Annotated in this window: 25 protein-coding genes; 7 read left to right on the top strand and 18 right to left on the bottom strand. The window is 73.0% G+C overall.

Annotated elements, in window-relative coordinates; all coding sequences use genetic code 11:
- The first annotated feature begins 5 nt into the window (after positions 1–5).
- On the top strand, positions 6–539 hold the full coding sequence (locus H7965_RS12475; RefSeq protein WP_186770908.1) for an AAA family ATPase: 534 nt from the start codon (positions 6–8) through the stop codon (positions 537–539).
- Positions 540–546: 7 nt separating this feature from the next.
- Here H7965_RS12475 and H7965_RS12470 read toward each other — a convergent pair whose 3' ends face one another.
- The 6 genes from H7965_RS12470 to H7965_RS12445 are packed head-to-tail and all read right to left on the bottom strand — an operon-like array spanning position 547 to position 8547.
- The gene (locus tag H7965_RS12470) at positions 547–2502 is read right to left on the bottom strand and encodes a DUF6212 domain-containing protein (RefSeq protein ID WP_186770907.1); all 1956 of its coding nucleotides are present in this window, start codon (positions 2500–2502) and stop codon (positions 547–549) included.
- Entirely contained in the window at positions 2499–5189 is a 2691-nt protein-coding gene (locus H7965_RS12465; protein WP_186770906.1) for a glycosyltransferase, read from the bottom strand. Before H7965_RS12465 ends, H7965_RS12470 begins: the two co-directional genes overlap by 4 nt.
- A 60-nt stretch (positions 5190–5249) precedes the next feature.
- Complete coding sequence (locus H7965_RS12460; protein WP_186770905.1) at positions 5250–6353, bottom strand: glycosyltransferase family 4 protein; 1104 nt, start codon at positions 6351–6353, stop codon at positions 5250–5252.
- Positions 6350–6934, bottom strand: a complete 585-nt coding sequence (rsmD, locus tag H7965_RS12455) for a 16S rRNA (guanine(966)-N(2))-methyltransferase RsmD (RefSeq protein WP_186770904.1) — start codon at positions 6932–6934, stop codon at positions 6350–6352. Before rsmD ends, H7965_RS12460 begins: the two co-directional genes overlap by 4 nt.
- A gap of 10 nt (positions 6935–6944) precedes the next feature.
- Complete coding sequence (locus H7965_RS12450; protein WP_186770903.1) at positions 6945–7838, bottom strand: pseudouridine synthase; 894 nt, start codon at positions 7836–7838, stop codon at positions 6945–6947.
- Positions 7831–8547 carry a gamma-glutamyl-gamma-aminobutyrate hydrolase family protein gene (locus tag H7965_RS12445; RefSeq protein WP_186770902.1) on the bottom strand — a complete coding sequence of 239 codons (717 nt, stop codon included), beginning with the start codon at positions 8545–8547 and terminating at the stop codon, positions 7831–7833. The genes H7965_RS12450 and H7965_RS12445 overlap by 8 nt, the downstream gene beginning before the upstream one ends.
- 101 nt (positions 8548–8648) lie before the next feature.
- Here H7965_RS12445 and H7965_RS12440 point away from each other — a divergent pair, with 101 nt between their 5' ends.
- Entirely contained in the window at positions 8649–9092 is a 444-nt protein-coding gene (locus H7965_RS12440; RefSeq protein ID WP_229682584.1) for a nucleoside deaminase, read from the top strand.
- Positions 9093–9141: 49 nt separating this feature from the next.
- On the opposite strand, the gene H7965_RS12435 is transcribed toward H7965_RS12440, so the two are convergent.
- The gene (locus H7965_RS12435; protein WP_186770901.1) at positions 9142–9318 is read right to left on the bottom strand and encodes a hypothetical protein; all 177 of its coding nucleotides are present in this window, start codon (positions 9316–9318) and stop codon (positions 9142–9144) included.
- Between the two features lie 279 nt (positions 9319–9597).
- Between H7965_RS12435 and H7965_RS12430 the strand changes: the two genes are divergently transcribed.
- Both H7965_RS12430 and H7965_RS12425 read left to right on the top strand, forming a co-directional pair.
- Positions 9598–10575 (top strand): Bug family tripartite tricarboxylate transporter substrate binding protein, encoded by a 978-nt coding sequence (locus tag H7965_RS12430; RefSeq protein WP_186770900.1) that lies wholly within the window; start codon positions 9598–9600, stop codon positions 10573–10575.
- Between the two features lie 65 nt (positions 10576–10640).
- Complete coding sequence (locus H7965_RS12425) at positions 10641–11261, top strand: glutathione S-transferase family protein (protein WP_186770899.1); 621 nt, start codon at positions 10641–10643, stop codon at positions 11259–11261.
- Between the two features lie 15 nt (positions 11262–11276).
- Here the strand turns inward: H7965_RS12425 and H7965_RS12420 are convergent, their stop codons facing one another.
- From H7965_RS12420 to H7965_RS12380, 9 genes are all read right to left on the bottom strand, one after another.
- Complete coding sequence (locus H7965_RS12420; protein WP_229682585.1) at positions 11277–11534, bottom strand: hypothetical protein; 258 nt, start codon at positions 11532–11534, stop codon at positions 11277–11279.
- A gap of 57 nt (positions 11535–11591) precedes the next feature.
- Positions 11592–12767 carry a BaiN/RdsA family NAD(P)/FAD-dependent oxidoreductase gene (locus H7965_RS12415; protein ID WP_186770898.1) on the bottom strand — a complete coding sequence of 392 codons (1176 nt, stop codon included), beginning with the start codon at positions 12765–12767 and terminating at the stop codon, positions 11592–11594.
- A gap of 76 nt (positions 12768–12843) precedes the next feature.
- Complete coding sequence (locus H7965_RS12410; protein WP_186770897.1) at positions 12844–13965, bottom strand: Kelch repeat-containing protein; 1122 nt, start codon at positions 13963–13965, stop codon at positions 12844–12846.
- A 53-nt stretch (positions 13966–14018) separates the two neighbouring features.
- Positions 14019–14957 (bottom strand): sterol desaturase family protein, encoded by a 939-nt coding sequence (locus tag H7965_RS12405; protein ID WP_186770896.1) that lies wholly within the window; start codon positions 14955–14957, stop codon positions 14019–14021.
- Positions 14957–15700 (bottom strand): polysaccharide deacetylase family protein, encoded by a 744-nt coding sequence (locus H7965_RS12400; RefSeq protein ID WP_186770895.1) that lies wholly within the window; start codon positions 15698–15700, stop codon positions 14957–14959. Before H7965_RS12400 ends, H7965_RS12405 begins: the two co-directional genes overlap by 1 nt.
- Positions 15697–16836 (bottom strand): YncE family protein, encoded by a 1140-nt coding sequence (locus tag H7965_RS12395; RefSeq protein WP_186770894.1) that lies wholly within the window; start codon positions 16834–16836, stop codon positions 15697–15699. The genes H7965_RS12400 and H7965_RS12395 overlap by 4 nt, the downstream gene beginning before the upstream one ends.
- A gap of 51 nt (positions 16837–16887) precedes the next feature.
- Entirely contained in the window at positions 16888–17340 is a 453-nt protein-coding gene (gene msrB / locus H7965_RS12390; protein ID WP_186770893.1) for a peptide-methionine (R)-S-oxide reductase MsrB, read from the bottom strand.
- 73 nt (positions 17341–17413) lie between these two features.
- Positions 17414–17965 carry a peptide-methionine (S)-S-oxide reductase MsrA gene (gene msrA, locus H7965_RS12385; protein WP_186770892.1) on the bottom strand — a complete coding sequence of 184 codons (552 nt, stop codon included), beginning with the start codon at positions 17963–17965 and terminating at the stop codon, positions 17414–17416.
- 119 nt (positions 17966–18084) lie between these two features.
- Positions 18085–19149 carry a glycosyltransferase family 2 protein gene (locus tag H7965_RS12380; protein ID WP_186770891.1) on the bottom strand — a complete coding sequence of 355 codons (1065 nt, stop codon included), beginning with the start codon at positions 19147–19149 and terminating at the stop codon, positions 18085–18087.
- A gap of 391 nt (positions 19150–19540) precedes the next feature.
- Here H7965_RS12380 and H7965_RS12375 point away from each other — a divergent pair, with 391 nt between their 5' ends.
- The 3 genes from H7965_RS12375 to H7965_RS12365 all read left to right on the top strand — a co-directional run bounded on the left by H7965_RS12375 (position 19541) and on the right by H7965_RS12365 (position 23213).
- The gene (locus H7965_RS12375) at positions 19541–20998 is read left to right on the top strand and encodes an oligosaccharide flippase family protein (RefSeq protein WP_186770890.1); all 1458 of its coding nucleotides are present in this window, start codon (positions 19541–19543) and stop codon (positions 20996–20998) included.
- A gap of 3 nt (positions 20999–21001) precedes the next feature.
- Entirely contained in the window at positions 21002–22084 is a 1083-nt protein-coding gene (locus H7965_RS12370; RefSeq protein WP_186770889.1) for a glycosyltransferase family 4 protein, read from the top strand.
- A gap of 148 nt (positions 22085–22232) precedes the next feature.
- Positions 22233–23213: a Bug family tripartite tricarboxylate transporter substrate binding protein gene (locus H7965_RS12365; protein WP_186770888.1), complete on the top strand. Its 981-nt coding sequence runs from the start codon at positions 22233–22235 to the stop codon at positions 23211–23213.
- 67 nt (positions 23214–23280) lie between these two features.
- Here the strand turns inward: H7965_RS12365 and H7965_RS12360 are convergent, their stop codons facing one another.
- Together H7965_RS12360 and H7965_RS12355 are read right to left on the bottom strand one after the other, a co-directional pair.
- Positions 23281–23481, bottom strand: coding sequence for a hypothetical protein (locus H7965_RS12360; RefSeq protein WP_186770887.1), 201 nt, complete (start codon positions 23479–23481; stop codon positions 23281–23283).
- A 91-nt stretch (positions 23482–23572) separates the two neighbouring features.
- Positions 23573–24862 carry an adenylosuccinate synthase gene (locus tag H7965_RS12355; protein ID WP_186770886.1) on the bottom strand — a complete coding sequence of 430 codons (1290 nt, stop codon included), beginning with the start codon at positions 24860–24862 and terminating at the stop codon, positions 23573–23575.
- Positions 24863–24864 lie beyond the last annotated feature (2 nt).

Here is a 24864-nt window from a genome sequence, read left to right as displayed (position 1 = left end):
CCCCTATGGAACGCTTCTTCGTCATCACCGGCGGTCCCGGCGCCGGCAAGAGCAGCCTGATCGAGGCCCTGGCCACGTGCGGCCTCGGCTTCATGCCGGAGGCCGGCCGGGCAATCATTCAGGATCAGCAGGCCATCGGCGGCAATGCCCTGCCCTGGGGCGACCGCCAGACCTTCGCGGAGCTCATGCTGGGCTGGGAGCTGCGGTCCTACCGTGAGGCGCAGCGCCGCGATGGCACCGTGGTCTTCGACCGCGGCATCCCCGACGTCATCGGCTATCTGCGCGTCTGCGGCCTGCCGGTCCCGGCGCATATCCAGCGGGCGGCGGAGGTCTTCCGCTACCACCGCAGGGTCTTCATCGCACCGCCCTGGCCCGGCATCTACCGCCAGGATGCGGAGCGCAGGCAATCCGCCGAGGTGGCGCGGGCGACGCATGACATGATGCTCCGCGTCTACACGGACCTCGGCTATGATCCGGTGCCGCTGCCTTTGGTGAGCATCGCGGATCGGGCCCGCTTCGTCCTGGGCAGGATCGGTTAGCGCAGCCCTACCCCGGCAATCCCGCCGCCAGTCGCCGCGCCTTGCCCAGCAGCATGTCATATTCTGCCGGCTCCGCTGTCGCGTCCCGCGCCACTGTCGCGACCGCCATGGGCAACAGCCGCAGCACCGAAGTCAGCATCGCCTGGTCGCGCGGCTCCGCCAGCCCCGCCACCAGCCCTTCCGCCAGCGCTGCCTCGGTCAGCCGGAGATAGGGCCCGTACTGGTCGATGCGCATCGCCGCATTGCCCTCGGGCCATTGCCCGAACAGCGGTGGCCAATCCGGCCGGGCACGGAACTCCAGCGCCGGCGCATCGCCGTCGAGGACGAATTTGAACCGCAGCCGGGGCCAGCCGTATTCCCCCGCCCGCACCCCCTCCAGCCAGATGTCAAGGTGGCGATAGCTGCCGCCGCCCAGCACCAGGCTGTCCTCCAGCCGCACCGCGGCCAGGCTTGGCACCCCGGCGCCCGGCGCCACCGCCGCCAGCCGCACCGGCGCCGGAGCCTTGCCGCCCACCGGCTGCGCCACCCGCCGGCCGACCAGATCGGTGAATTCCACCCTGATCTGGTCGGCCGCCGTCGGGCCGGCATTGCGCAACGCCAGCGCCACCGTCGCATGGCGCGCCGCGGCCAGCGGCAGCGCCAGGGTGATGCGCAGCGGCTCGCCCGGGCGCGGGCTGCGCCAGCCGGACCAGCGGGCACCCGGCGGCTCCAGCGAGAGATCGCCCAGGCTCGCCAGCACGGCATCGGCGGGTTGCAGCCAGAGCGCCGCCTCCAGCCCCGCCGCATCGCCCAGCCCCGGCGCCAGCTCGGCGGTCAGCAGGTCCAGCCCGTTCAGCGGCACTGCGGGCAGCACCACCAGCGCCGCCTCGCCACCGGCCAGGGTGGCGACCAGCCGGGCTGGTGCCTGCCCCAGCGCCCGCGCCTCCACCCGCCCCAGCGGCAGCCGCGCCGCGGCGAAAAGCTGCTCGGGCAGCGCCACCGCCACCCCGGCGGGGGCCAGCGGCAGGTCGATGGCCTCGGCATCCCAGTGCAGCGGCTGGATGAAGCGGCGGCCGGCCGGTGCGGTCCAGACCCGCACCGCCAGGGCACGGTCCTGGGCCGGGCCGCCGGCGACCACCACCGGTGCCTCGGACCTACGGTCTTCCAGGGACAGCCGCAGCACATCCTCCGGGCTGGTCTCGGCGACCACCTCCAGCAGCGCCCCTTCCCGCAGCGGGCCGAGCGGTGCAGGCAGGTCGAATTGCTGCCAGCCCGAGGCCAGCGCACCCCCCGGCACCAGCCAGGCGCCGAGGATCCTCCCGCTTTCGGCGCCATGCAGCCGCAGCCGCAGCGCCGCCAATGTCCCCGCCGCCGCCTCCAGATGCAGCGCCAGCGCCGTCACCCCCGACAGCGGCAGGCCCAGCGCCTGGCCGAGCGCAAGCCTACCATCGCGCGGCGCCACGGCAGCAGTGGCGGCAGGCTCGCCGGCACGGGCCAGCACCGGCGCCGGCTGGGCGGCGGGCGGGCCGGCGTGCAGCAGCAGCGCCTGCATCGCCTCCTGCAGCCGCTCCGCCTCCTGCCGTGCTGCGACCAGGGCGCGCTGCAAGCCGGCGGCCTGGGCGGCGCGCGGCTGCAGGGCAGCGGCCAGCAGCGGCGCCAGCGCCGGCAGTGCCGCCGGGCCGTTTGCGGCCAGCAGCAGCGGCGGCAGGCCGGGCGCGCTCCACCAGCTGCGCAGCACGGCGAGATCGGTCTCCTCCGCCGCGACCATGGCGAGCGCCTCGGCCGGGGCGGCGGCGAGCGGCAGGGTGGCGCGGGCAGGGTCGCCGCCCGGCCGGTGCAGCCGTCCCTCGCCATCCACCAGCCATAGCGCGAGGCCGGGCAGCGCCAGCGCCACCACCTCCGGCAGCGCAGCATCGGCCAGCAGCAGCGGCGCGGCGGCGTCATGGAATTCGCCCAGCAGGGCGGGCTCGATGCGCGGGGTCATGCCGCCTCCCCCGGCGGGCAGAGCCGGTCCAGATGGTCGAGGAACTCCCGCATCACCGTCTCCCATCCAGCCCCCGCGACACGCGCCGCCGCTGCCTCGCCCATCGCCCGCAGCCGGGCGCGATCCGCCGCCAGCGCCGCGATCGCCGCGGTGAAGCCGGCGAGGATCGACTCCTCCGGCGCGTCATGCGGCACCAGCAGCCCATCCGCGCCATGGGCGATCGCCTCGGCCATGGCGCCGACATCGGTGGCGACCGGCACGCAGCCCAGCCGCTGCGCCTCCAACACCACCAGCGGCACGCCTTCGAAGCGGGAGGGCAGCACCAACACATCGGCCCAGGCATAGAGCGCATCCAGCGCCGCCGGGGCGAAGACCGGCGGCTCCACCGCCACCGGCAGCGGCGGCGGCACCTCGCCCAGCACGGCGCGGCCGACGATGCGCCACTGCACCGCCTCGCCCCGGGTCCGGCCGATCATCGCCGCCAGCCGGTCGATCCCCTTCTGCGCATCCAGCCGGCCGAGGAACAGCAGCTTCAGCGGCCCCGAAGCCAGCCGCCGCCGCGCCGCCAGCGCCGCCGCGACCACCGATGGCGGGCTGGCATAGCCCGGGGCGTTGCGCACCAGATGCAGCTTCTCCGCCGGAATGCCGGCGCCGAGGCACCAGTCGCGGAGCCGTGCCGAAATCACCATCACCCCGTCATAGGCGTGCTCATAGGCGGCCTGGATATGCGGGGTGCCATGTGGCTCGCCCCAGGGGCCATGCTCCATCAGGTGCAGCCCGCCGAAGCAGCGCACCCCAAGCCCGCGCAGCGAGGCCATCAGCCCCTGCGCCGCCAGCGAATGGACGTTCACCGCCACGTCGAGCCCGGCCAGCAGGCCGAGCACCTCCGGCGCCGCCGCCTCCCGGTCGAAGCGGGACAGGCCGGCGCCGAAATAGCCGCCCTGCCAGGCGACCTCGCCCTCGCCGATGCCTTCCAGCAGCGCCACGCTGTCGAAGGCGCCGGCGAATTCCAGTCCGCGGTCGATCCGCGAGGCGCCGAGCACGATGAGATGGGTCCGCCAGCCGCGGCCACGCAGCGCCCGTGCCTGGTTGAGGATCACCTTCTCCAGCCCGGCGAAGGAGAACAGGGGCAGGATGAAGCCGATGTCGCGCCGTGCCCGGCCCGTGCCAGGCAGGCGCGGCAGCAGCGGACCAATTCCCGCCAGCGCCGCAGCCTCCGCCGCCATGCCGGCGCGGGGCGGCCGGTATTCCCGCTTCCATTCAGCCGGGCGCGGGCTGCGGCTGCGGCGGAGCTGGCCGAGGGCGGCGACCTCCAGCGCCAACTGCCGCGCCGGAAGCGGGCTGCGCTGCCCCGCCGCCTCGGGCTCCAGCGGCAGGTGCAGCCTCAGCCGCGCGGTCCGTGGCCCGGGCCCCTCGCTCGCCAGGGCGGCAGCCCGGAGCGTGCCAGGCCGATCACTGCGCCGGCGTCGCTCCGGAGGCTCCCCCGATGGGGCGGCGTCCTGGACCACGTCCGGTCGGTCCTGGCTTTGGTGGCGCGCCGGAATCCCGCCCGACGGAGCGGCCGCGGCCCAGAGCGCGGCACTGGTGGTGACGATCAGCGGCGCCTCGTCCGGCAGCCCCTCGACCATGCCAGGACGGTCCAGGGCGAGCTCGGGCCGCGCGGTCGCGACGACCTCCAGCGCCACCGCATCGGCCTCGGCCAGCAGCCGCCCGGCCCACCAGAGTACCAGGTGCAGCACCCCGAAGCGTTCCAGCAGCGTCAGGGTGGCGGGTTCGGCGAAGATTAAGAGCGACGGATGGAAGCGGGCGCCCGGCGCCGCCATGGCGGCGGCGAGGCGGCGGCGGGCGGTGCCGGGATCGAGCAGCTCGGCCGGCGGCGCGCCCGGGTCGAGCGTCCAGGCTACGCTGGCTTCCCCGGCCAGATGGATGGCATGGCGCGGCGCCTCCGACGCCTCCAGCGCCAACAGGCGGCGTGGCGCCAGCAACGCCGCATGCTTCTGCCGAAGCTGCCCGAGCAGCAGCGGCCGGATCCGCTCCGATCCCGCCAGCATGCTTTCCGGCCGGCGGCGGTAGAGGAATCCGGCGCCGGGCAGGTGCTGGCCGCGCCAGCCGCGCCCGGCCGCCTGCAGCCAGAAGTCCCAATCCTCGAAGCCGGCGCGCATCGTCTCGTCGAAGCGCAGCCCGGCCTCGAACACCGCGCGGCGGACCAGGCTGCCGGCGTCGCAATAATTGGCCAGCAGCAATTGCAGCAGGGAGAACTCGCCGCCGGTGGTCCAATTCTCCCGGCCGCCGAATTCATCGATGTCGGGATAGATCCAGCCGACCTCGGCCGGCGCCGCATCCAGCGCCGCCATGGCGCGGCCGAGGAAGCGCGGCAGCAGCCGGTTGTCGGCATCAAGGAAATAGACCGCCCGGCAACCGGGGAAGGCGGCCAGGGAAAAGCCCAGCCCGGCGTTGCGCGCGGCCGAAAGCCCACGGTTCGGCTGCCGCAGCACGAAGATCCGGCCGGGCTGCGCCGCCGCCAGATCGGCCGCGGTGCGGGCGGTGGCGGGATAGGGGCAGCCGTCATCCACCACCACCACCGCGGTGGGTGGCGCGCCCTGCTGGTCGAGCGCCGAGAGCACCGCCTCCGCCAGCAGCCCTGGCTGGCGGTAGGCGGGGATGACGACCGCGACCTCAACCCGCATGGCTATTCCGCACGCCCTGCCACCCTCGTCGACGTCCCATGACCTGTCACGCCGGCGCGATCAAGCCGGCAGCGCGCGCAGCCGGGCACAATACTGCCCGAGCATGATGGACTGCTGCTGAAGAACCGCCTGGCGGTGCGCCGCGGCGGCAACCGCCCTGGCGGCGGCGGGGTCGGCGAGGCAGAGGGCAGCCAGTTCGGCCAGCCGCGCCGCGCCGGGGCCGGGCGCCAGGGCGGCGAGGCCCGCGGCCTCCGGAAAGGCCTCCAGCGCCGCGGCGGTGGCGATGACCGGGCAGTGCCGCGCCGCGGCCTCCAGGAAGATCAGCGGGCAGCCTTCGAGGCGGGAGGGCAGCAGCAACGCATCGGCGGCCAGCAGCCAGTCCGGCACATCGCTCACCCGGCCGAGCAGGCGGAGCGCTCCGCCCTCCAGCTCCGTCCGCAGCGGCCCGGCGCCGAGCACGGCGATGGTGGCGCGGCTGGCCAGGGCGGCGGCGATGCCGGGCAGCAGGTCGGCGCCCTTCGCCGGGTCCAGCCGGCCGGCGAAGATCAGCAGCGGCGCCTTGGGCGGCAGGCCGAGCAGCGCCCGCTTGGCGGCGCGTGCTGCGGCGCGGGCGGCGGGATCTTCGGGCGGCACCTCGACGCCGTTGGGGATGACGAGGATACGGTCGGGCGGCAGGGCGAAGGTGGTCGCGACCCGCGCCGCGACCGGGGCGGAGACGGCGACCCAGTGCACCGCGGGGGCGGTGCGCGCAGCGGCAACCTCCGCGTCCGGCAGCGCCGCGGGCGCCAGATGGGCGATGGCCAGGGCCGGCGTGCCGGCCAGCGCCCGCATCAGCCCGAGGCCATGGCTCGGCCAGGGCAGCGGCAGCAGCACCGCATCAGGCGCGACCGCCGCCACCAGCTCCGCCCCGGCCATGGCCTGGCGGGCGATATTGGAGGCCGGGCTGGCGTCCACCCGCCAGTCGATCTCGGCGGCGTGCAGCCTGGTGGCGAAGCCGGGCCCGAGCATGCGGCCGAAGGCCTCGGCCAGCGCCGGGGCGATGGCCAGGGTGACGGCGACGCCGGCGGCGGCAAGGTCGCGCGCCAGGGTCGCGGTATGCGCCTCCGCGCCGCCCAGGCCGGCGGAGGGCAGCAGCACCAGCAGCCGGCGCAGCCGCCGGGTCACGCCGGCGGACCGGCCCGCATCACCGACAGATGCGCGGCGCCATGCGCGCGGGTGGCGAGCAGGGCGAAGCCGGGCGGCGGGGCCTCCGGCGGCGTGCCGTATTCAGCCGAGACCAGCGCGCCGGGAGCGATCCAGCCGGCGGCGGCCAGGGCGGCCAGGGCCTGCTCCAGCAGCCCGGGCGCCGCCGCCGCGGCGCGCCGCGCATAGGGCGGATCGAGGAAGACCAGCGTGCAGGGTTGCGGCGCCCGCGGCGGCTTGGTCGCGTCACCGGCCAGGACCCGGCAGCGCGCCGCCTCGTCGCAGGCGGCGATATTGGCCCGCAGCGCGGCCAGGGCGGCACGATCGTTCTCGATGAAATGCGCCGAGGCGGCGCCGCGCGACAGCGCCTCCAGTCCCAACGCGCCGGTGCCGGCGAAGGCGTCCAGCACCACCGCGCCCTCGATCGCCTCCCGCCCTCCCCAGGGGGCGTGCCAGAGCATGTCGAACAGCGCCTGGCGCACCCGGTCGGCGGTCGGGCGGGTGGTGGCGCCGGCCGGGGCGACCAGCCGGCGGCCGCGGTGCAGCCCGCCGATGATGCGCATGCCGCCGCCCCTACTGCGCCTCGGGCTCCGGCTCGGCGAGCCCCGCCGTGCCGTCGCGGCCGAGTTGCTCGGGCTCGGCATGGGCACGTTCGCCGCGCGCCGCCGCGCCACGCTCCCGGCTGCGGCGCTGGGCCGGGGTCTCGGTCTTGAGGCCGAGCTGGTCGCGCAGCACCTTCGGGTTGACCTCCTCCACCGCGCCGCGCGGCAGGGCGCCGAGCTGGAAGGGGCCGTAGGCGAGCCGGATCAGCCGGGTCACCGCCAAGCCGAGGTGTTCCATCACCCGGCGGATCTCGCGGTTCTTCCCCTCGTGCAAGGCGACGGTCAGCCAGGCGTTGCTGCCCTTGCGGCTGTCGAGCCCGGCTTCGATCGGCGCGTAATGCGTGCGGCCGATGCGGGTGCCCTTGGCCAGCAGCGCCAGCGCCGCCTCATCCACCTCGCCATGCACCCGCACCCGGTAGCGGCGGAGCCAGCCATTCGCCGGCAGTTCCAGCCGGCGCGCCAGCTCGCCGTCATTGGTCAGCAGCAGCAGCCCCTCGGAGTTCAGGTCGAGCCGGCCGATGGAGACGAGGCGCGGCAGGCCGGGCGGCAGCTTCTGGAAGACGGTCTCGCGGCCCTTCTCGTCGCGATGCGTGGTCACCAGCCCGGCCGGCTTGTGGTAGCGGAAGAGCCGGGTACGCTGCGGCTCGCCGACCAGCTTGCCTTCCACGGTGACGAGGTCGCCGGGCCGGATAAAGGTGGCGGGCGAGGTCACCGGCTGGTTGTCCAGCTTCACCTTGCCCGCGGCGATCAGCTTCTCGGCGTCGCGCCGGCTGGCGACGCCGGCGCGGGCCAGCCATTTGGCGATTCTCTCCCCCCGCGCCTCCGGCGTGGTTCGCTTGTCGCCGTCTTCGGGCCGGTCAGCCACGGCAGGCCTGCACGAAGGCCTGGAAGATCAGCGGGTCGGCGGGGTCCACGGCGTATTCCGGGTGCCATTGCACGCCGAGGGCGAAGCGGTAGCCGGCATGCTCGACGCCCTCCACCACCCCGTCCGGCGCCACGGCGTTGACCACCGCGCCCTCGCCGGGAGTGGCGACGGCCTGGTGGTGGGCGCTGTTCACCGCCATGCGGGTCTTGCCGACGATGCTGGCGAGCAGGGTATTGGCGGCGATGGCGATCTCATGCCCCGGCTGGTCGCGCGGGTTGGGCTGTTCATGCTCCAGCGCCTCCGCCACGGTATCCGGGATGTGCTGGATCAAGGTGCCGCCGAGCGCCACCGCCAGCAGTTGCTGGCCGCCGCAGATGCCAAGCACCGGCAGGTTGCGGGCCAGCGCGCCGCGGGTGACCGCCAGCTCGAAATCGGTGCGGCCGGCCTTCAGCGTGACCGTGGGATGGGCCGGGCCGCCGCCGTAGAGCGAAGGATCGACGTCGAAGGCGCCGCCGGTGATCAGCAGCCCGTCGAGCGTGTCGAGATAGGCCTCCGCCAGTTCGGTCTGGTGCGGCAGGGCCATGGGCAGGGCCCCGGCTTCGGCCAGGCTGGAGAAGTAATTCTTCCGCAGGGCGTACCAGGGCAGCTTGGAGTAGCCACCAGGCTCCTCCGCATCCAGGGTCACGCCGATGATGGGACGGGTGCGCATGGCAGGTTGCTAGAGCAAACCGCGCCCCAGTGGAATCGCAACCGCGAAGTTATCTGCGCACGGCTCTGGTCCCGGGCCCCGGGCCGGGGCAGAACCGGGCGATGCCTTCGCCCATGGAACTCGCCCTGGAGGATGCGCGCGCCGCCGCCGAGCGGGGCGAGGTGCCGGTCGGCGCCGTCGTCACCGATGCCGCCGGGGTGGTGCTGGCGCGGGCGGGAAACCTGGTGGAGGCCGGCCAGGATCCCGCCGCCCATGCCGAGATGCTGGCACTGCGCGCCGCCGCTCGCGGGCGTGGGCGGAAATACCTGGCGGATTGCGTGCTGACCGTGACCCTGGAGCCCTGCCCGATGTGCGCCCAGGCGGCGAGCCTCTACCGGGTGAAGCGGGTGGTGTTCGGCGCCTATGACCCGAAGGGCGGCGGGGTGGAGCATGGTGCCCGGGTCTTCGCCGCTGCCTCCTGCCATCATGCACCGGAGGTGGTGGGCGGGGTGCGGGAGGCGGAGTGCGCGGCGCTGCTGCGGGCATTCTTCGCAGCACGGCGGTAACGGTCCGGCTCGGGCCGCACGGCGCCAGGACCGGCCTGAAAGCCCTTGGCTACTCCTGCCCCTCGGCCTGCGGTGGCGCTTGGTTCGGGATGGTTTCACGCTCGCCCTGCTCGGCGGCGGGCGGATCGGTGGCGAGGGCAGGCGGCACCGCCGCGGCGCCGGCGAGGCCAACCGCGAGCAGGGTGCGCCGGAGGAAATCCCCCCACGGGTCGGGGCGGCGATCCATGCGCCTCATCCCCCAGCCGCGGCGGTGCGGCGATCGGCCTGGCAGACTGCCATGTTCCGGCTCCCCATGATGAGAGCGCAGTATGCACCAGCAGTTGTGGCACGATGACGGCGGAATTAATGCCAAATGTTTCAAAGCTATGCCGGCCGTGGTTGAGACATTCACGAAGCAGTGAACAGCCCCCCGCCGGTGGCCGCCGGTGGACCTGAGCGCGCGGATGGTCCAGGGAGCGGTCACTGCAACGAAGGCCGGCCCGCCGGGCCGGCGAAGGGACCCGCGATGATCCTCCGCCGCCACCTGCTCGCCGCCACAATCGCCGCACCGGTCGCCGGGCGCGCCTGGGCCCAGGACGCCCCCTGGCCGAGCCGGCCGGTGCGCATCGTGCTGGCCTACCCGCCCGGCGGCAGCACCGATGTGCTGGCCCGGGCGCTGGCGGAGCGGCTGGCCACCAGCATCCCCGGCGCCACCTTCGTGGTGGAGAACCGCCCGGGCGGTGCCGCGGTGGTCGGCACCCAGGCGGTGGCGACGGCGGCACCGGATGGCTACACCCTCAGCCTCGGCAACAACCAGACGCATGCGGCCAATGCGGCGATGATCCGCGACCTGCCCTATCGGCCGCTGGAGGATTTCGCCGCCATCGGCCGGCTGGCCGAGGTGCATCACGCGCTGGTGGTGCCCGCCACCTCTCCGGCGAAGACCTTGGCGGAGCTGGCGGCACGCGGGAAGGGCGGCGGGCGGATCACCTACGCCTCCTCCGGTGTCGGCTCGGCCAGCCATGTCATCGCCGAGAGCTTCGTGCGGCGGGAGGGGCTGACGGCCACCCATGTGCCCTATCGCGGCGGCGCCCAGGCGACGACGGACACGGTGGCGGGGGTGGTGGATGCCTTCGTCTCCACCTGGCCGCAGGTGGTGGCGCTGGTGAAGGACGGGCGGCTGCGCTGCCTCGGCATCGGCGCGCCGCGGCGGCTGGCGGAGCTGCCCGAGGTGCCGACCTTCGCCGAGGCCGGCGCGCCCAACATGGCGGTGGATGCCTGGTTCGGCCTCTGGGCCCCGGCGCGGACGCCGGCGCCGATCATCGCCCGGCTGGCCGAGGCGCTGCCGCGGATCCTGGCGGAGCCGGAGATGGTGACGCGGCTGGGCAGCCTGGGCTTCAACCCGGCCCCGCTGGGTGCCGCCGCATTCGCCAGCTTCCAGCGCGCCGAGGTGGCGCGCTGGCGGGAGCTGGTGGAGCTGACCGGGATCCGGCTTGAGGGCTGACGCCGAGGGCTTGAGCAACCGGCGGGGTGCGTTGATCCGGCCCCGCCAACCACCAGGAGACGCCCATGTACAAGCTGTTCACCGGCCCCGGCACCTGCGCCCTGGCCAGCCACATCGTGCTGGAGGAACTCGGCCTGCCCTATGAGGCGGTGCGGGTGGACTTCGCCAGCCAGGCGCAGCGTTCGCCCGAGTATCTGGCGATCAATCCGAAGGGCCGGGTCCCGGCGCTGGTGACGCCGCGCGGCGTGCTGACCGAGACGCCGGCGATCCTCGCCTTCCTGGCCCAGGCCAACCCGGCCGCCGGACTGGCGCCGCTCGACGACCCCTTCGCCTTCGCCGAGGCGCAAGCCTTCAACAGCTATCTCTGCTCCACCGTGCATGTCGCCCATGCCCACAAGAGCCGCGGCGCCCGCTGGGTGGACGACGCCGCGGCGATGGAGGCGATGAAGCGCAAGGTGCCGCAGAGCATGGGCGAGGCCTTCGCCCTGATCGAACACGGCATGCTGCGCGGCCCCTGGGTGATGGGTGATCAGTATTCGATCTGCGATGCCTATCTTTTCACCGTGGCCCGCTGGCTGGACGGCGATGGCGTCGATCTCGGCAAGCTGCCGCGGGTGATGGCGCATCGGGAGCGGGTTGCCGCGAGGCCGGCTGTGGCGCGGGTGCTGGCGGCTGAGAAAGGGTAGCGCGTTCGGGCCGGCTCAGAGGTACCGCCCGCGCTCCAGGATCTCGAGCGTATAATCCCGGTAGCTCATCCCCAGTTCCTCGGCCCGGGCCAGCCGGCGCAGGGCGATCTCCCGCGGGGCTTTCCAGGCACGCTTGCTGGCCTTGCGCCAGCAATAGCCCCGCCAGCTCTCATTCGGGTCGAGCGGCGGCCCGCCATTGTGACCGAGGGGCGGCGGCGGACTGGCCAGCGCGGCATCGGTCTCGAGCCGAGGACGGTTGCGGCGTTGGCGCATGGACCGGCTTCCTGACGACATGCGTCATTGCCAAGCAAACGTCACGCCAGCGGGGCCTTACGCCGCCTCCCCCGCCACCCAGCCGCTCGACCAGGCCCATTGGAAATTGTAGCCGCCGAGCCAGCCGGTGACGTCCACCGCCTCCCCCACCGCGAACAGCCCCGGCACCTTCCGCGCTTCCATGGTGCGGGAGGAGAGGGCCGCGGTATCCACCCCGCCGGCGGAGACCTCGGCCTTGGCGAAGCCCTCGGTGCCGGCGGGCAGCAGGCGCCAGCCGCGCAGCAGCGTGGCCACCGAATCCAGCGCGCGGTCCGGCAGATCGGCCATGCGCAGCGCCGGCAAGTGCCGCGCCGCCAGCGCCGTGGCCAGGCGCTGCGGCAGCAGTTCCGCCAGCACGGTGCGCGGTTCCGCCCTTGGCCGGGCCCGCTTGGCGGCGCGCAGCAGCGCGGCGGCATCCTGCTCCGGCAGCAGGTCCAGCAGCAGCGGCTCGCCGGGTTTCCAGTAGGAGGATGCCTGGAGGATGGCAGGACCGGACAGGCCGCGGTGGGTGAAGAGCGTCGCCTCGCGGAACGCCACGCCGCCGCAGCGGGCGATGCTGTCGAGCGCGACGCCGGACAGCGGCCGCATCAGGTCCAGATCCTCGCCGGCGAAGGTCAGCGGCACCAGCGCCGGGCGCGGTGGGATGACAGGCAGGCCGAAGCGCCGCGCCACCGCATGGGCGAAATCCGTGGCACCCAGCTTGGGAATGGCCGGCCCGCCGGTCGCCAGCACCAGCGAGGATGCGGTGAAGCCGCCATGGCTGGTCTCGACGCGGAAGGCATCGGCGCGCGAGACCTCGGTGATGCGATGGCCAAGCCGCAGCGCCACCCCCGCCGCCGCGGCCTCGGCCAGCAGCATCGCCACGATCTGCCGCGCCGAGCCATCGCAGAACAACTGCCCCAGCGTCTTCTCATGGAAGGCGATGCGGTGCTTCTGCACCAGGGCGATGAAGTCGTGCTGGGTGTAGCGGGCCAGCGCCGAGCGGGCGAACTGCCGGTTCGCCGAGAGGAAGCGCTCCGGCACGCAGCCGAGGTTGGTGAAATTGCACCGGCCGCCGCCGGAGATGAGGATCTTCTTCCCCGCCTCCTCCGCATGGTCGAGCAACAGCACGCGGCGGCCGCGCTGCCCGGCGCTGATGGCGGCGAACAGGCCGGCGGCGCCGGCGCCCAGAACGATGACGTCGAAATTCTGCATGCAGAAAGGCAATTCGGGAGAGCGAACTCCCCCGTGCCCCCTCCTTTTTCTGTGGGAAAGCAGGCCGGGCGAACGGCTATCCCAGCGTGAAGGCCTCGTGGATCGAGGATTGGACCGAGCCGCCGAGCACCGCGCCGCCGCCGGCGACGTAGATCCAGTCGCCGATGGCCACCGCCGCCACCGCATGGCGCGGCGTCGGCATCGGCGCGTGGCTCTGCCAGCTGTCGGTGGCCGGGTCGTAGCTCTCCATCTGGCCGAACACCTTGGCGTTGCGCGGCACGCCGCGCTCCAGAATGCCGCCCTCCCCGCCCATGACGAAGAACCGCCCGCGGTAGAGGACCGTGCCATGGCCGGAGCGCGCGGTCGGCAGCGGTGCCCGCTCCTCCCAGGTGTCGCGCGCCGGCAGGTACACATGGTGCAGGCCGGTATTGTACTCGAAGGTGTTGAAGCGGCCGCCAATGATGTGGATGCGGCCCTGATGCGCCACCACGCCGACGTGGTCACGCGCGCCGGGCAGCGCCTTGCGGATCTCCCAGCTATCGGCCTGCGGATCGTAGACCTCGTGCCAGCCGACGCTGGCCCGCTCCGCCGTCGGGGCGCCGGCCCCGCCGATCAGGTGCAGCTTGCCGTCCAGCGCCACCGCCGCCGCCGCGCCGCGCGGTCGGGGCATCGGCCGCAGCGCGGTCCAGCGGTCGGTCTCCAGGTCGTAGACATAGGTATTGGCGTCGGGATTGCGGTTCTGCTCGATGAAGCCGCCGAAGGCGTAGACCCGGCCATTCAGCGTCGCCACCGCCACATGGTTGGCCCCGCGCGGCAGCGCCGCGGCGTCGAACCAGCGATCGCCCGCTGGGTCGTAGACATGATGGTAGCCGCGGTCGACCCGGCCCTCGCCATAGCCGCCGACCACATGCATGCGGCCGCCGGCCTCGGTGGCCCAGGCCATCTCGCTGCGCGGGATCGGCAGGGCGGCGCGTGCCACCCAGCGGCCGGGCGGGCCGGGCGGCGCCGGGCTGTCGGTGACGCGCTGCGCCGCCTGGTCCGGGGTGATGTGGTGCGGCACGCCGCCCTGCAGCCGGTGATAGGCATCGGCCGCCGGCGCCGCCGGGCGCAGCGCCGGGCCGTGCTGGTGCTGCTGGGCGAAGGCGGCGGGCGCGGCGAGGCTGGCGGCGGCGGCGGCGATCAGGTGGCGGCGGCGCATGGCGGGCTCCGGTGCGGGGAATGCCCCGCATGATGGGTGCGGCATCGCAAGCTTCAAGCGCGGCCGGCCAGGGTTGTCGCCAGCCGCCGGAAGCCGGCCCATTGCTGTCGCAGCCAGCCGCCGCTTTCCATCGCCGGCTCGATGCCGGGCACGCCGGTCGGCGGGAATTGCCCGCGGCGGAAATCGGCGGTGCCGAAGATCCAGTCCCAGACCGGCAGCAGCACCGCGTAATTCTTCCCCGTCGCCCCGGCCGAGAGCAGCCCATGATGCAGCCGGTGGAAGCGCGGCGAGACCAGCAGCCGCTCCCCGATGCGGCCGTAGCTCAGCCGGACATTTGCGTGGGACAGGCTCTCCCCCAGCCGCAGCAGCAGCAGGATGAGCGGGAACTGCCCGGGCGGCACGCCGATCAGCAGGGCGAGGCCGCCGAACCAGAGCGCCGCCAGCACATCGTCCAGCACATGGTTGCGGTCGTCGGTCCAGAAGGTCATCTGCCGCTGGGAATGATGGATGGCATGCAGCGCCCACCACCAGCGGAAGCCGTGCTGCGCCCGGTGCCGCCAGTACTCGCCGAAGTCCAGCACCACGACATAGACCAGCAGCGCCAGCAGGGCGTGCTCGCGCAGCGGTGGAAACAGCTCCTCCAGGGTCGGCGGCATGATGCCGGCCTCGGTCAGCCAGCCCTCCCAGCGCGATTGCAGCGAGGCCAGCAGCACGAAGGCCAGCAGCGGCAGGATGCCGAGGCGGGAGAGAAAGGTGTAGACCATGTCGGTCCGCACCGCGCGGCGGTCCGCCCGCCGCTCCACCGGACGCCAGGCCTCCAACGGCCGGCAGACGGCATAGACCACGGCAATGCCGAACAGCCCGAACAGGGCGAAATCCAGCCAGCCGTAGAGATCCTCCGCCCAGTCCATCAGGCCGAGGGCATAGAGCGCCGGCTGCAGCACATGCTCGAACAGCCAGCCGGTGGCGGCGGCGTACCAATCCTGCAGCATCAGATGCCTTGGGGCGGCAATGGGGCGAAGCACAGCCCCTTCGCCAACAGCCCGGTTATGACCTGATCCAGCACCCCGGCGAAAGGCTCCTGCCGGCTGCGCACGCCCCAGTGCAGCACGACGACATCGCCCGGCCCGGTGCGGGCCATGGCCCGGCGGGCAAGGCTGGCATTGGGGTGGCGGGCACTGTCCAACTCATCGCCCCAGAAGCCGGCCGGGGTCCAGCCCTGGTGCCTGAGGCCGCAGGCGGCCGCCAGGGCCAGGGCGTTCGGCGTGGTGAAGCCGCCCGGGGCGCGCCACAGCGGCAGGACCAGCGCCTCCGGCGCCATCGCCCGCAGGCGGGTGATCGGCCATTGCAACTCGGCACAGAGGCCAGGACCGTCCAGCACCTCCGCCCCCGGACCCTGGCGGGGAGCATAGCGCACGCGGCCGGGGGCCGGGTCACCGCGGAAATACCAATGGCGCCTGGTGTGGCTGGCGAAGGCATGGCCCTCCGCCGCGCGGGCCCGCCAGAACGGCGCCCAGCCGTCCGAGAGGGTGGTGTCGCCGCGGAAGCTCGGCTCATCGGCCAGGAAGAGGGTGGCGCGCACACCGTGACGGCGTAGGATGCCGGCGATCGCCTCGGCCTCCCGCCCCCAGCCGGTATCGATGGTGAGATAGATGGTGCCGCGGCAGGCCGGCTGGGCCAGCGCCGTGCCTGGCGCCAGCAGCCCGGCCAGCAGGGCGCGGCGGCCGGGCCTCATCGGCCGAGGCTGCGCCGCCACCAGGGCGCCTGCCCCGGCTCCGGTGCCGGCGTCGCCGCAGGAACCACCGGCGATGCATCCAGCGGCGCAGCGGCCAGTGGCGGCGGCGACACGGGCGCAGCGGTCACCTCGGCCACCGGCGGCGCAGCGTCGGTCGGCGTCGTCGCAGCCACTGGCACTGGCGGCAAGGGCTCCCGCCGGGGCTGGACGAAGATGCCATGCGGCGAGCGGCCGACCGGGATGGTCTCCGCCGCGCCGGTCGCCGGGTCCACCACCGCTACCCGAGCCACCCAGCGCAGGGTTACCCAGAGCCGCCCCTCCGGGTCGAAGGCGATGCAATCCGGTCCGCCCGGCAAATCCCAGCGCGCCCGGACCTCCAGCGTCTCCGGGTCCAGCACCGTCAGCCGGCTGTCCACCCGGCTGGTGGCGTAGAGGGCGCGGCCATCCGGCGCGGCGAAGACCGTATGGGCGCCACGGCCGACCGGGATGGTCCGCTCCACCTTGCCGTCCAGGGGATCCACCACCGCGATGTGGTCGGCCCCCATGATGCCAACCAGCAGCCTGCCGCGATGCCAGATCACCCCGGCCGGCTGCCGTCCGACCTCGGCGGTCCATACCGGGCGCCCCTGGGCAAGGTCGATCGCCATGAGGCGCCTCGCCCCCTGCAAGGTCACGTAGACCAGCCGGCCATCGGGCGAGAAAGCCAGGTGGCTGGGCTTGTCCGGCACCCGCAGCCGGGCCTGCAGGGTGCGGGTGGCGGCATCGTAGATGTCCACCTGGTCGCGGCGCAGGCTGGTGATGACCAGGTGCCTGCCGTCCGGGCTGTACTCCAGGTGGTAGGGGTTGCTGATCCGCTCGCGCCGCGTCACCTCGGCGGTGGCGGGGTCGAGGAAGATCAGCTCGTTGGCCACCGAATCGCCGATCACCAGCTCCGTCCGGTCGGGGGTCAGCAACAGGTGGTGGACTTCCCGCAGCACCGGGATGCGTCGGACCTCCTCCCGAGTCGTGCTGTCCAGCACGGTGATGAAGGCGTCGCCGGAGTTCAACACATAGACCAGATCGGCCCGGGCCGGGGCGGCAAGCAGCCCGGCCAGGAGGGGAAGCGCGAAGGCGGCCCGCCGCATGGCGTCAAGCATTCCAGGTTGCGGAGATGGCTTCCCCTGACCGCGCCCGATTGGCAAGTCGCGTTATGCTGAGTCCGTTCCGCCCCCTGAGCCCTTCGCCGGTTCGAACCGCAGCGAGACGCCATTCATGCAGTAGCGCTGCCCGGTCGGCGCCGGGCCGTCGGGAAAGACGTGGCCGAGATGGCCGCCGCACTTGGCGCAATGCACCTCGGTCCGGGTCATGAAGAAGCTGCGGTCGGTGGTGGTGCCGACATTGCCCTCGATGGGCGCGAAGAAGCTCGGCCAGCCGGTGCCGCTTTCGAATTTCGTCCCGGCATCGAACAGCGGCGTGCCGCAGCCGGCGCAGGCGAAGATGCCGGGGCGCTTCTCGGCGTTGAGCGGGCTGGTGCCGGCGCGTTCCGTGCCGTGCTGCCGCAGCACCCGGAAGGCCTCGGGGGAGAGGATGCGGCGCCACTCCGCCTCGGATTTCTCGACCGGGTAGTGTTCCGCCTCAGCGGTCTTGCCGAACAGGGCCATGACGGGGTTCCCTTCTTGGTGTCGCATCCGGTTCGGACCTCCGCGCCCCGCGGGCGCTACGGTCATCGGATGCTCAGGCCGCCGGCCGCTTCAGCCGGTCGGCGTAGGATTTGCGGAATTTCGCCACCTTGGGCGCGATGACGACGCGGCAATAGCCGCTCCAGGGGGTACGGGCGAAATAATCCTGGTGCTCCGCCTCGCCCGGCCAGAAGCGGTCGAAGGGGACCAGCTCGGTCACCAGCGGCGCACCCCAGATGCCGGCGCCGGCGATCTCGTCCATCACCTGCTCGGCCACCCGCTTCTGCTCTTCGGAATGGTAGAGGATGACGGAGCGGTACTGCGGCCCGACATCGGCGCCCTGGCGGTCCTTGGTGGTCGGGTCATGGATGGTGAAGAACACCCTGAGCAGGTCGGCGTAGCTGATCTCGGCCGGGTCGAAGGTGACCTGCACCACCTCCGCATGGCCGGTGCGCTTGCCGCAGACCTCCTCATAGGTCGGGTTCTCGGTATGGCCGCCGGCGTAGCCGGAGACCACGGCGGACACCCCGCGCAGGTCGCGGTAGATCGCGTCCAGGCACCAGAAGCACCCGCCGCCCAGGGTTGCCGTTTCGGTCGTGCCGCTCATGCCCGCTGCCTCCTCGTCGTCGCTACCCCAAGATAGGGTGCGGTGGTGGCGAATGCAGCCGGTTCGCTGCAACCGGGCGCCGGGTTACCCGCCGGCGGCATGCGGCCAGCGAAGCGGCGCTACGCCGCGCGCTCCACCACCTGCGGTGCCGCGGCGCGCTGCGCCAGGGCACGGCGGCGGCTGGCCCGCCGCTGCGCCTCGGCCAGCCGCAGCCGGGCGAGGAAGGCGCCGGCGCCGATCCGCCGCGGCATCTGCCGGCGCTTGCGCAGCACCTGCGGCAGCGCCGCGAAGGCATCCCACACCCCCCGGCAATAGGCGCCGAGGTGGCGCCGCAACCACGGCCGCCGCCCGGTCAGCAGCGTGTGTGCCAGCAGCCCGAGCTGCGACAGGAAGGCCAGCGGCAACACCGCCGGCAACAGCGGCCCGGGCGTGGCTTTCAGCATCACCCACCAGACATTCCGGGCGGAGAGACGGATGGTGAAGCCCGAAGGCGCGCCGCCGGTGGAGGCGGTGCCGAGGTGATACACCCGCGCCGCCGGGATCGAGATGCCGCGATGTCCCGCCAGCACCGCCCGCAACGCGATGTCGATGTCCTCGACATAGGCAAAGAAATCCTCGTCGAACAGGCCGATGTCCTCGAACAGCGCGCGGCGGTAGAAGCTGGCGGCGGCGCAGGCGCTGAGGATCTCGAAGGGCGCCGCATAATGGCCGGCGTCGATCTCGCGATCGCCGATCTTGAACGGCACGCCGTAGAGCGCGAAGCCGTCGGCGATGCTGTCGAGCACCCGGCGATCATGGAAGTCGAGCAGCTTGGAGGCGGCGTAGGATATCTCCGGCAGCCGGTCGAGCTCGGTCACCGCCGCCTCCAGCCAATCCGGCGCGGCCTCGGTGTCATTGTTCAGCAGCGCGACATATTCTCCGGCGCAGAGCCGGATGCCGGCATTCACCCCGCCGGCGAAGCCGATGTTCCGCGGCAGGGCCACCACATGCACCTCCGGGTAACCGGATCGCAACAGCTCCAGGCTGCCGTCGGTGGAGCCGTTGTCCACGACGATGACGGCGAAGTCGCGGAAGCTCTGCCGCCGCAGGCTGTCGAGACAGGCCGGCAGCAGATGCGCACCGTTCCAATTGGGGATGACGATGCCCACCCGCGCCGCAAGCCCCGGCGCCACCTCAACCGGCATCCGCGGCGCTCCCGCCATGCCGGGCCGCGCCGCAACCATTGCCCCGGATCGCCAATGCCACCACCATCCCCTTGCCCATTCCCCTCGCCAGCCGTGCCAGCCGAAGCACGCTGTAGCCTGTTGTTTGGAGAGCGGATCACGCTCCGGGGCGCTTACGCCCCGTCGCGATCCGCTCTAGAGCATGGGCGAAAGCGGCGCCAGCCGGCCGTTTCCGGCCGGTTTGGCAATTTTCCGGCTGCGTTATGGACAGGGTGGTTTACCTTTTCCGGCCCGCCCAGCATCATGCGGCCCGCATCGCCAAGCCCCTTCGGCCAATGTCCGAGGCTCGTGCCGCGGCACCTATCCGGGACCGGACCATGCCCTCCGCTCGACACCCCCTCGCCCGCCAGGCATGACCGGCACCGCCCGTCCCGACACCCCGACCAGCGCCACCGAGCCGCTGCGCCGCACCGCCGGCCGCGTGCTCCAGGGCGCGGCGGTGCTCGCCGCCAGCCAGATCGCCAGCCGGGCGATCGGCATGGTCTTCACCCTGACCCTGGCACATCTGCTGAGCATCGAGGATTTCGGCACCTATAATCTGGCGCTATCGGCCATCGTCATCGCCGGCATGGCGCAGGACCTCGGCCTGTCGCGCAGCGTGGTGAAGGAGGTGGCGCGGGCCCGGGCCGAGGCTGCCGAATGGGTCGGCCGGCTGGCGCCGCTGAAGCTCGGCCTCGGCGTCATCGCCGCGCTGCTGCTGCCGGGGGCGGCGGCGCTGGCGGGCTATGGGCCCGGCGTCGTCGGCATCCTCGCCATCGTCGCGCTGCTGCTGCCCGCGGCCAACCTCTGGCTGCTGCTGGAGAATGCCGGCCAGGGCCTGCACGCCATCCGGCTGCTCGCCACCGGCTACCTGGCGAACACCTTGCTGCAATCGGGGCTCGGGCTGGTCGCGGCGCTGGCCACCGGCGGCGATTTGCGGGTGGTGGCGGCGGCGCTGGTGGTCGCCAGCCTGCTCAACACCGCGCTGATGTGGCGGCTGCTGACCGGCGTCGCCGGGCCGGTCCGGCTGCGGCTCGACCTTGCCTTCTGCCGGCGGGTCCTGGGCCAGAGCCTGCCCTACCTTGGTGTCGCCCTGGCCACGGTGGCGCTCGGCCGGCTGGAGCCGCTGCTGCTCGGGCGATTGGCGAACGAGTCTGAGGTCGCCCGCTTCATCGCCGCCTTCAAGTTGTTCGAGGCAGCGCTCTTCATCATCTACTCGGCGCAGATCGCGATGAACGCCACCGTGGCGCGGCTGATCCAGCACGACCGCGCCGGCTTCGGCCGCTGGTTCGGCTGGGAGCTGAGCCTGGCGGCGGCGCTGCTGCTGCCGGCGCTGGTGTTCGGGCTGCTCGCCGCCGGGCCGCTGATCGGGCTGCTGTTCCCCGCGGCCTACGCCGCCGCCGCGGCGCCGCTGGCGGTGCTGCTGGCAACCTTGCCGGTGACCGCGCTGCAGGCGCTGGCCGCCGGCGCGCTGATGCTGACCGACCGGCAGGGTGCGGTGCTGCTGCTGAACGCCCTGGTCGTCACGGCCCAGCTGGCGCTGAACCTGCTGCTGATCCCGGGCCATGGCGCGCTGGGTGCGGCGCTGGCGGTGGCCGGCAGCCAGGCGCTGGCCGCCCTTGCCGGCATCGCCCTGGCCGGGCATTGGCTGCTGCCGGGGTGGCGGGCACTGCGGCCGCTCGGCCGGGTGCTGCTGGTGCAGGCGGTGGCGGCCGCGGCCGGGCTCGCCGCCCGCGCCGTGGCCGGGGAGTTGGTCGGGGTTGCCGTCGCCCTGCTGCTGCTGATCGCCGGCTGCGGCGCCATCCGCCTGCGCCTGCTGCCACCGGATTGAACCATGCCCCGCCTCTCCGTCCTGTTCATCGCCCCGCACCCGATCGAGGGGCCCTCCACCCGCTTCCGCATCCACCAGTACCTGCCGGCGCTGGAGGCGGCAGGCATCCAGGCCACGGTGCGGCCCTTCCTCTCCTCCCGCCTGGCGCCGCTGGCCTATCGGCCGGGGCTCGCGGCCAAGCTCGGCATCACAGCCTGGGGCGCGGCGCTGCGGATGGGCGATATCCTGCAGGCGACGCGGGCCGACCTGGTCTACGTGCTGCGCGAGGCCTTCCCCATCGGCCCCGCCGTCTTCGAGCGGGCGCTGGAGGCGGCCAGCGGCCGGCTCGCCTTTGATTTCGACGATGCCATCTGGCTGCGCTCGACCAATTACGACAACCCGATCGACCGGCTGCGCGACTTCGACCGCCCGGCGCGGCTGATCGCCCGGGCGCGCCGCACCGTGGTCGGCAGCGAGTTGCTCGCCGATTACGCCCGGCGGCACGCCGCCTCACCGGACCGGGTCGTGCTGATCCCGACCGTGGTGGACACCGTCCAATTCCGTCCCGCGCCGCGGCCAGCGGATGGCGCGATTGTCGTCGGCTGGATCGGCACGCCGCGCAACACCAGCTATATCCGGGCGATCTGGCCAGGGCTGGCGGCGGCGGCGCGGCGCGATCCCCGCATCCGCTACCGCTTCGTCGGCGCCGAGCCCTTCGATGCCGGCGAGACGCCGGTGGAGTTCCGCCCCTGGACCCTGGCCGGCGAGATCGCCGACATCCAGGGCTTTGACATCGGCATCATGCCACTGCCGGATGACGCCCAGGCGCGCGGCAAATGCGGCTTCAAGCTGATCGAGTACATGGCCTGCGGCCTGCCCGCGGTGGCCAGCCCGGTTGGGGCCAATGTCGATGTGCTGCGGGATGGCGAGACCGGGCTGCTGGCGGAAGGCGACGCGGATTGGGAGGCGGCGCTGGTCGGGCTCGCCGGCGATGCGGAACGGCGCCGGGCGATGGGTGCGGCGGGGCGGGCGCGGGCAGTGGAGCACTACTCGCTGGCGGCGATGGCACCGCGCTTCGTCGCCACGGTGGAAGCCGCGGCGGGCTGACGGGCGGCCGACAAACGCCCGTGTTGTCCCAGGCAGCCGATCCATTTCGGCTCTGGCATCCACGCTCGATCGCGGTATGGTTCGGCCAAAGGCATGGCACGCCGCTGTTACAGTGCGCCGCGAAGCCAAGACCAGGGAGACGTCCCAGATGCCGACCCGCCGCCAAACCCTTGCCCTTTCCGTCGCCGCGGGCCTCGCGCCCTCGGTCGTCCATGCCCAGACCGGGCAGGCCTGGCGGCCCACCCGGCCTATCCGGTTGGTCGTCCCCTTCGCCCCCAGCGGCTCGAATGACATCGTCAGTCGGCTCATCGCGGAGTCGGCGGGCCAGGCGCTTGGTCAGCCGATCGTCGTCGAGAACCGCGCCGGCGCCGGCAGCGTTATCGGCGCCGAGTATGTCGCGCGCGCGGCGCCGGATGGCTACACGGTGCTGATCAACAGCTCCCATTCGACAGTGCCGGCGATTGTCGCGCGCGTGCCCTATGACGCGGTCAATGATTTCGTTGGCGTGGCGGTGGCCGGCTTCTCGCCGCATGTGCTGGTCGCCAGCCCGCAACTGCCGGCGCGGACGGCGCGGGAGTTGGTGGCGCTGCTGAAGGCCAATCCGGGTCGCTACAACCTGGCCACGGCCGGGACCGGCAGCGGCGTGCACGTCGCCGCGGAGTTGTTCCGCTCCGTGGCTCAGGCACAGGTCGAGGTGGTGCATTACCGCGGCGGCGGCCCGAGTGTCGCCGCCCTGATTGCCGGAGAAGCGCAGCTCGGCACGCCGACCATGGCTTCCTCGATCGGGCAGATCCGCGGTGGCGGTCTGCGTGCACTCGCAGTGCTGGCGGAGCAGCGCAGCCCGGCCCTGCCCGACGTGCCGAGCGCCCCCGAGGCCGGCTTGCCCGGGATCATCCATGAGGAATTCTTCCCCATCCTCGCCCCCGCCGGTACGCCGGCGCCCGTGGTCGCGGCGCTGGGCGCCGCCTTCCGTGGCGCGATCCAGCAGAATGCGGCGAAGGTCATCGAAATGGCCGGCGTCTCGCCGCGGGCGGGCTACGAGACCTCAGAGCAGGTGATGAAGCTGGTGCGTGAGGGCATCGAGCGCTACACGGCGATCCTGAGCGCGGCAGGCGTGCAGCCCGAGTAGCGGCGCCCTGTCATCCTTGAAGGCGGCCGGTACGGCCGCTACGGATGGCGGCCACTCCAGGGCAGGTTCAGCGGCGGGTGTGGTTCACGCCATGCCGAGCGACGACGGCGTTGCCGTCGTGGCAGGGCACTTGCACCAGGCAGGGGCTGCCTTCCGCTTGGCGGAATTCGTAGATCAGGACATCACTGCCCTGCAGCGCGAGGCGGCAGCACCCCTGCTCCACCGCCAGCGTGCCGCCGGGACATGCATCGACATCGAGGTGTCGCACCGTCCCCTCGAATTACTGATGGAACACGCCTTCCCCGCCCGCGCCGCGCCGGCGACGCGCAGCAGCGCGGCCAGCACGGCGCGTACGGCATTCACCCGGCGAAGGGATCGCGCAGGGTGATGGTATCGTCGCGATCCGGGCTGGTGGAGAGCAGCACCACCGGCGCCTCGACCAATTCCTCGATCCGGCGGACGTATTTCACCGCCGCGGCAGGCAACTCGGCGTAGCTGCGGGCGCCCATGGTGGAGGTGGTCCAGCCTTCCAGCGTCTCGTAGATCGGCTCGGCCGCAGCCTGGGCCTGGAAGGCGCTGGGCAGCCGGCGGAAGGTCTCGCCCTTGATCCGGTAGCCGGTGCAGATCTTCAGCTCCGAGAGCCCGTCCAGCACGTCGAGCTTGGTCAGGGCGATGCCCTGGATGCCGCCGATCTTCACCGCCTGGCGCACCATGCAGGCATCGAACCAGCCGCAGCGCCGGCGGCGGCCGGTGACGGTGCCGAACTCCCGCCCGCGGTCGCCGAGCCCCTCGCCGATCGCGTCATGCAACTCGGTCGGGAAGGGCCCGCTGCCGACGCGGGTGGAGTAGGCCTTGGCGATGCCGAGCACCATGCCGACCGCATCCGGCCCGACCCCCGACCCTGCCGCGGCGCTGCCAGCAACAGTGTTGGAGGAGGTGACATAGGGGTAGGTGCCGTGGTCGACATCCAGCATCACCGCCTGGGCGCCCTCGAACAGCACCCGCTGGCCGGTGTGGCGGGCCTCCTCCAACCTCTCCCATACCGCCTCGGCGAAGGGCAGGAGCTTCGGCGCCAGGGCCAGCAGCCCGTCCAGCAGCGCCTGCTTCTCGAACTCCGGCGCGCCGAGGCCGCGCAGCAGCGAATTGTGGTGCAGCAGCAGCTCGTCCAGCTTCTTCGAGAGCGTCTCCGGCTCCGCCAGATCGCAGAGGCGGATGGAGCGGCGGCCTACCTTGTCCTCATAGGCCGGGCCGATCCCCCGCCCGGTGGTGCCGATCTTGTCGCCGCCGCGTGCCGCCTCCCGCGCCTTGTCCAGCGCTGGGTGCAGCGGCAGGATCAGCGGCACGTTCTCGGCGATGCGCAGGTTGTCCGGCGTCACCGTCAGCCCCTGTGCCGTCACCTTGGCGATCTCGTCGAGCAGGGCCTGCGGGTCCAGCACCACCCCATTGCCGATGATGCCGAGCTTGCCGCGAACCACGCCGGAGGGCAGCAGGGACAGCTTATAGGTCTGGTCGCCGACCACCAGCGTATGGCCGGCGTTGTGGCCGCCCTGGAACCGCACCACGACATCGGCGCGGCTGGCGAGCCAGTCCACCACCTTGCCCTTGCCCTCGTCGCCCCATTGGGCGCCGATCACCGCGACATTTGCCATGG

This window comes from Siccirubricoccus deserti, assembly GCF_014283215.1.
Lineage (GTDB): Bacteria > Pseudomonadota > Alphaproteobacteria > Acetobacterales > Acetobacteraceae > Siccirubricoccus > Siccirubricoccus deserti.
The sequence above is the reverse complement of the archived record's forward strand: the minus strand, read 5'-3'. Positions and strand labels throughout refer to the sequence as shown.

Coding starts and splice junctions, on each gene's coding strand:
- H7965_RS12475 (WP_186770908.1), top strand. CDS start 6: ATGGAACGCTTCTTCGTCATCACCGGCGGTCCCGGCGCCGGCAAGAGC.
- H7965_RS12470 (WP_186770907.1), bottom strand. CDS start 2,502: ATGACCCCGCGCATCGAGCCCGCCCTGCTGGGCGAATTCCATGACGCC.
- H7965_RS12465 (WP_186770906.1), bottom strand. CDS start 5,189: ATGCGGGTTGAGGTCGCGGTCGTCATCCCCGCCTACCGCCAGCCAGGG.
- rsmD (WP_186770904.1), bottom strand. CDS start 6,934: ATGCGCATCATCGGCGGGCTGCACCGCGGCCGCCGGCTGGTCGCCCCG.
- H7965_RS12445 (WP_186770902.1), bottom strand. CDS start 8,547: ATGCGCACCCGTCCCATCATCGGCGTGACCCTGGATGCGGAGGAGCCT.
- H7965_RS12440 (WP_229682584.1), top strand. CDS start 8,649: ATGCCTTCGCCCATGGAACTCGCCCTGGAGGATGCGCGCGCCGCCGCC.
- H7965_RS12435 (WP_186770901.1), bottom strand. CDS start 9,318: ATGGATCGCCGCCCCGACCCGTGGGGGGATTTCCTCCGGCGCACCCTG.
- H7965_RS12430 (WP_186770900.1), top strand. CDS start 9,598: ATGATCCTCCGCCGCCACCTGCTCGCCGCCACAATCGCCGCACCGGTC.
- H7965_RS12425 (WP_186770899.1), top strand. CDS start 10,641: ATGTACAAGCTGTTCACCGGCCCCGGCACCTGCGCCCTGGCCAGCCAC.
- H7965_RS12420 (WP_229682585.1), bottom strand. CDS start 11,534: ATGCGCCAACGCCGCAACCGTCCTCGGCTCGAGACCGATGCCGCGCTG.
- H7965_RS12415 (WP_186770898.1), bottom strand. CDS start 12,767: ATGCAGAATTTCGACGTCATCGTTCTGGGCGCCGGCGCCGCCGGCCTG.
- H7965_RS12410 (WP_186770897.1), bottom strand. CDS start 13,965: ATGCGCCGCCGCCACCTGATCGCCGCCGCCGCCGCCAGCCTCGCCGCG.
- H7965_RS12405 (WP_186770896.1), bottom strand. CDS start 14,957: ATGCTGCAGGATTGGTACGCCGCCGCCACCGGCTGGCTGTTCGAGCAT.
- H7965_RS12400 (WP_186770895.1), bottom strand. CDS start 15,700: ATGAGGCCCGGCCGCCGCGCCCTGCTGGCCGGGCTGCTGGCGCCAGGC.
- H7965_RS12395 (WP_186770894.1), bottom strand. CDS start 16,836: ATGCTTGACGCCATGCGGCGGGCCGCCTTCGCGCTTCCCCTCCTGGCC.
- msrB (WP_186770893.1), bottom strand. CDS start 17,340: ATGGCCCTGTTCGGCAAGACCGCTGAGGCGGAACACTACCCGGTCGAG.
- msrA (WP_186770892.1), bottom strand. CDS start 17,965: ATGAGCGGCACGACCGAAACGGCAACCCTGGGCGGCGGGTGCTTCTGG.
- H7965_RS12380 (WP_186770891.1), bottom strand. CDS start 19,149: ATGCCGGTTGAGGTGGCGCCGGGGCTTGCGGCGCGGGTGGGCATCGTC.
- H7965_RS12375 (WP_186770890.1), top strand. CDS start 19,541: ATGACCGGCACCGCCCGTCCCGACACCCCGACCAGCGCCACCGAGCCG.
- H7965_RS12370 (WP_186770889.1), top strand. CDS start 21,002: ATGCCCCGCCTCTCCGTCCTGTTCATCGCCCCGCACCCGATCGAGGGG.
- H7965_RS12365 (WP_186770888.1), top strand. CDS start 22,233: ATGCCGACCCGCCGCCAAACCCTTGCCCTTTCCGTCGCCGCGGGCCTC.
- H7965_RS12355 (WP_186770886.1), bottom strand. CDS start 24,862: ATGGCAAATGTCGCGGTGATCGGCGCCCAATGGGGCGACGAGGGCAAG.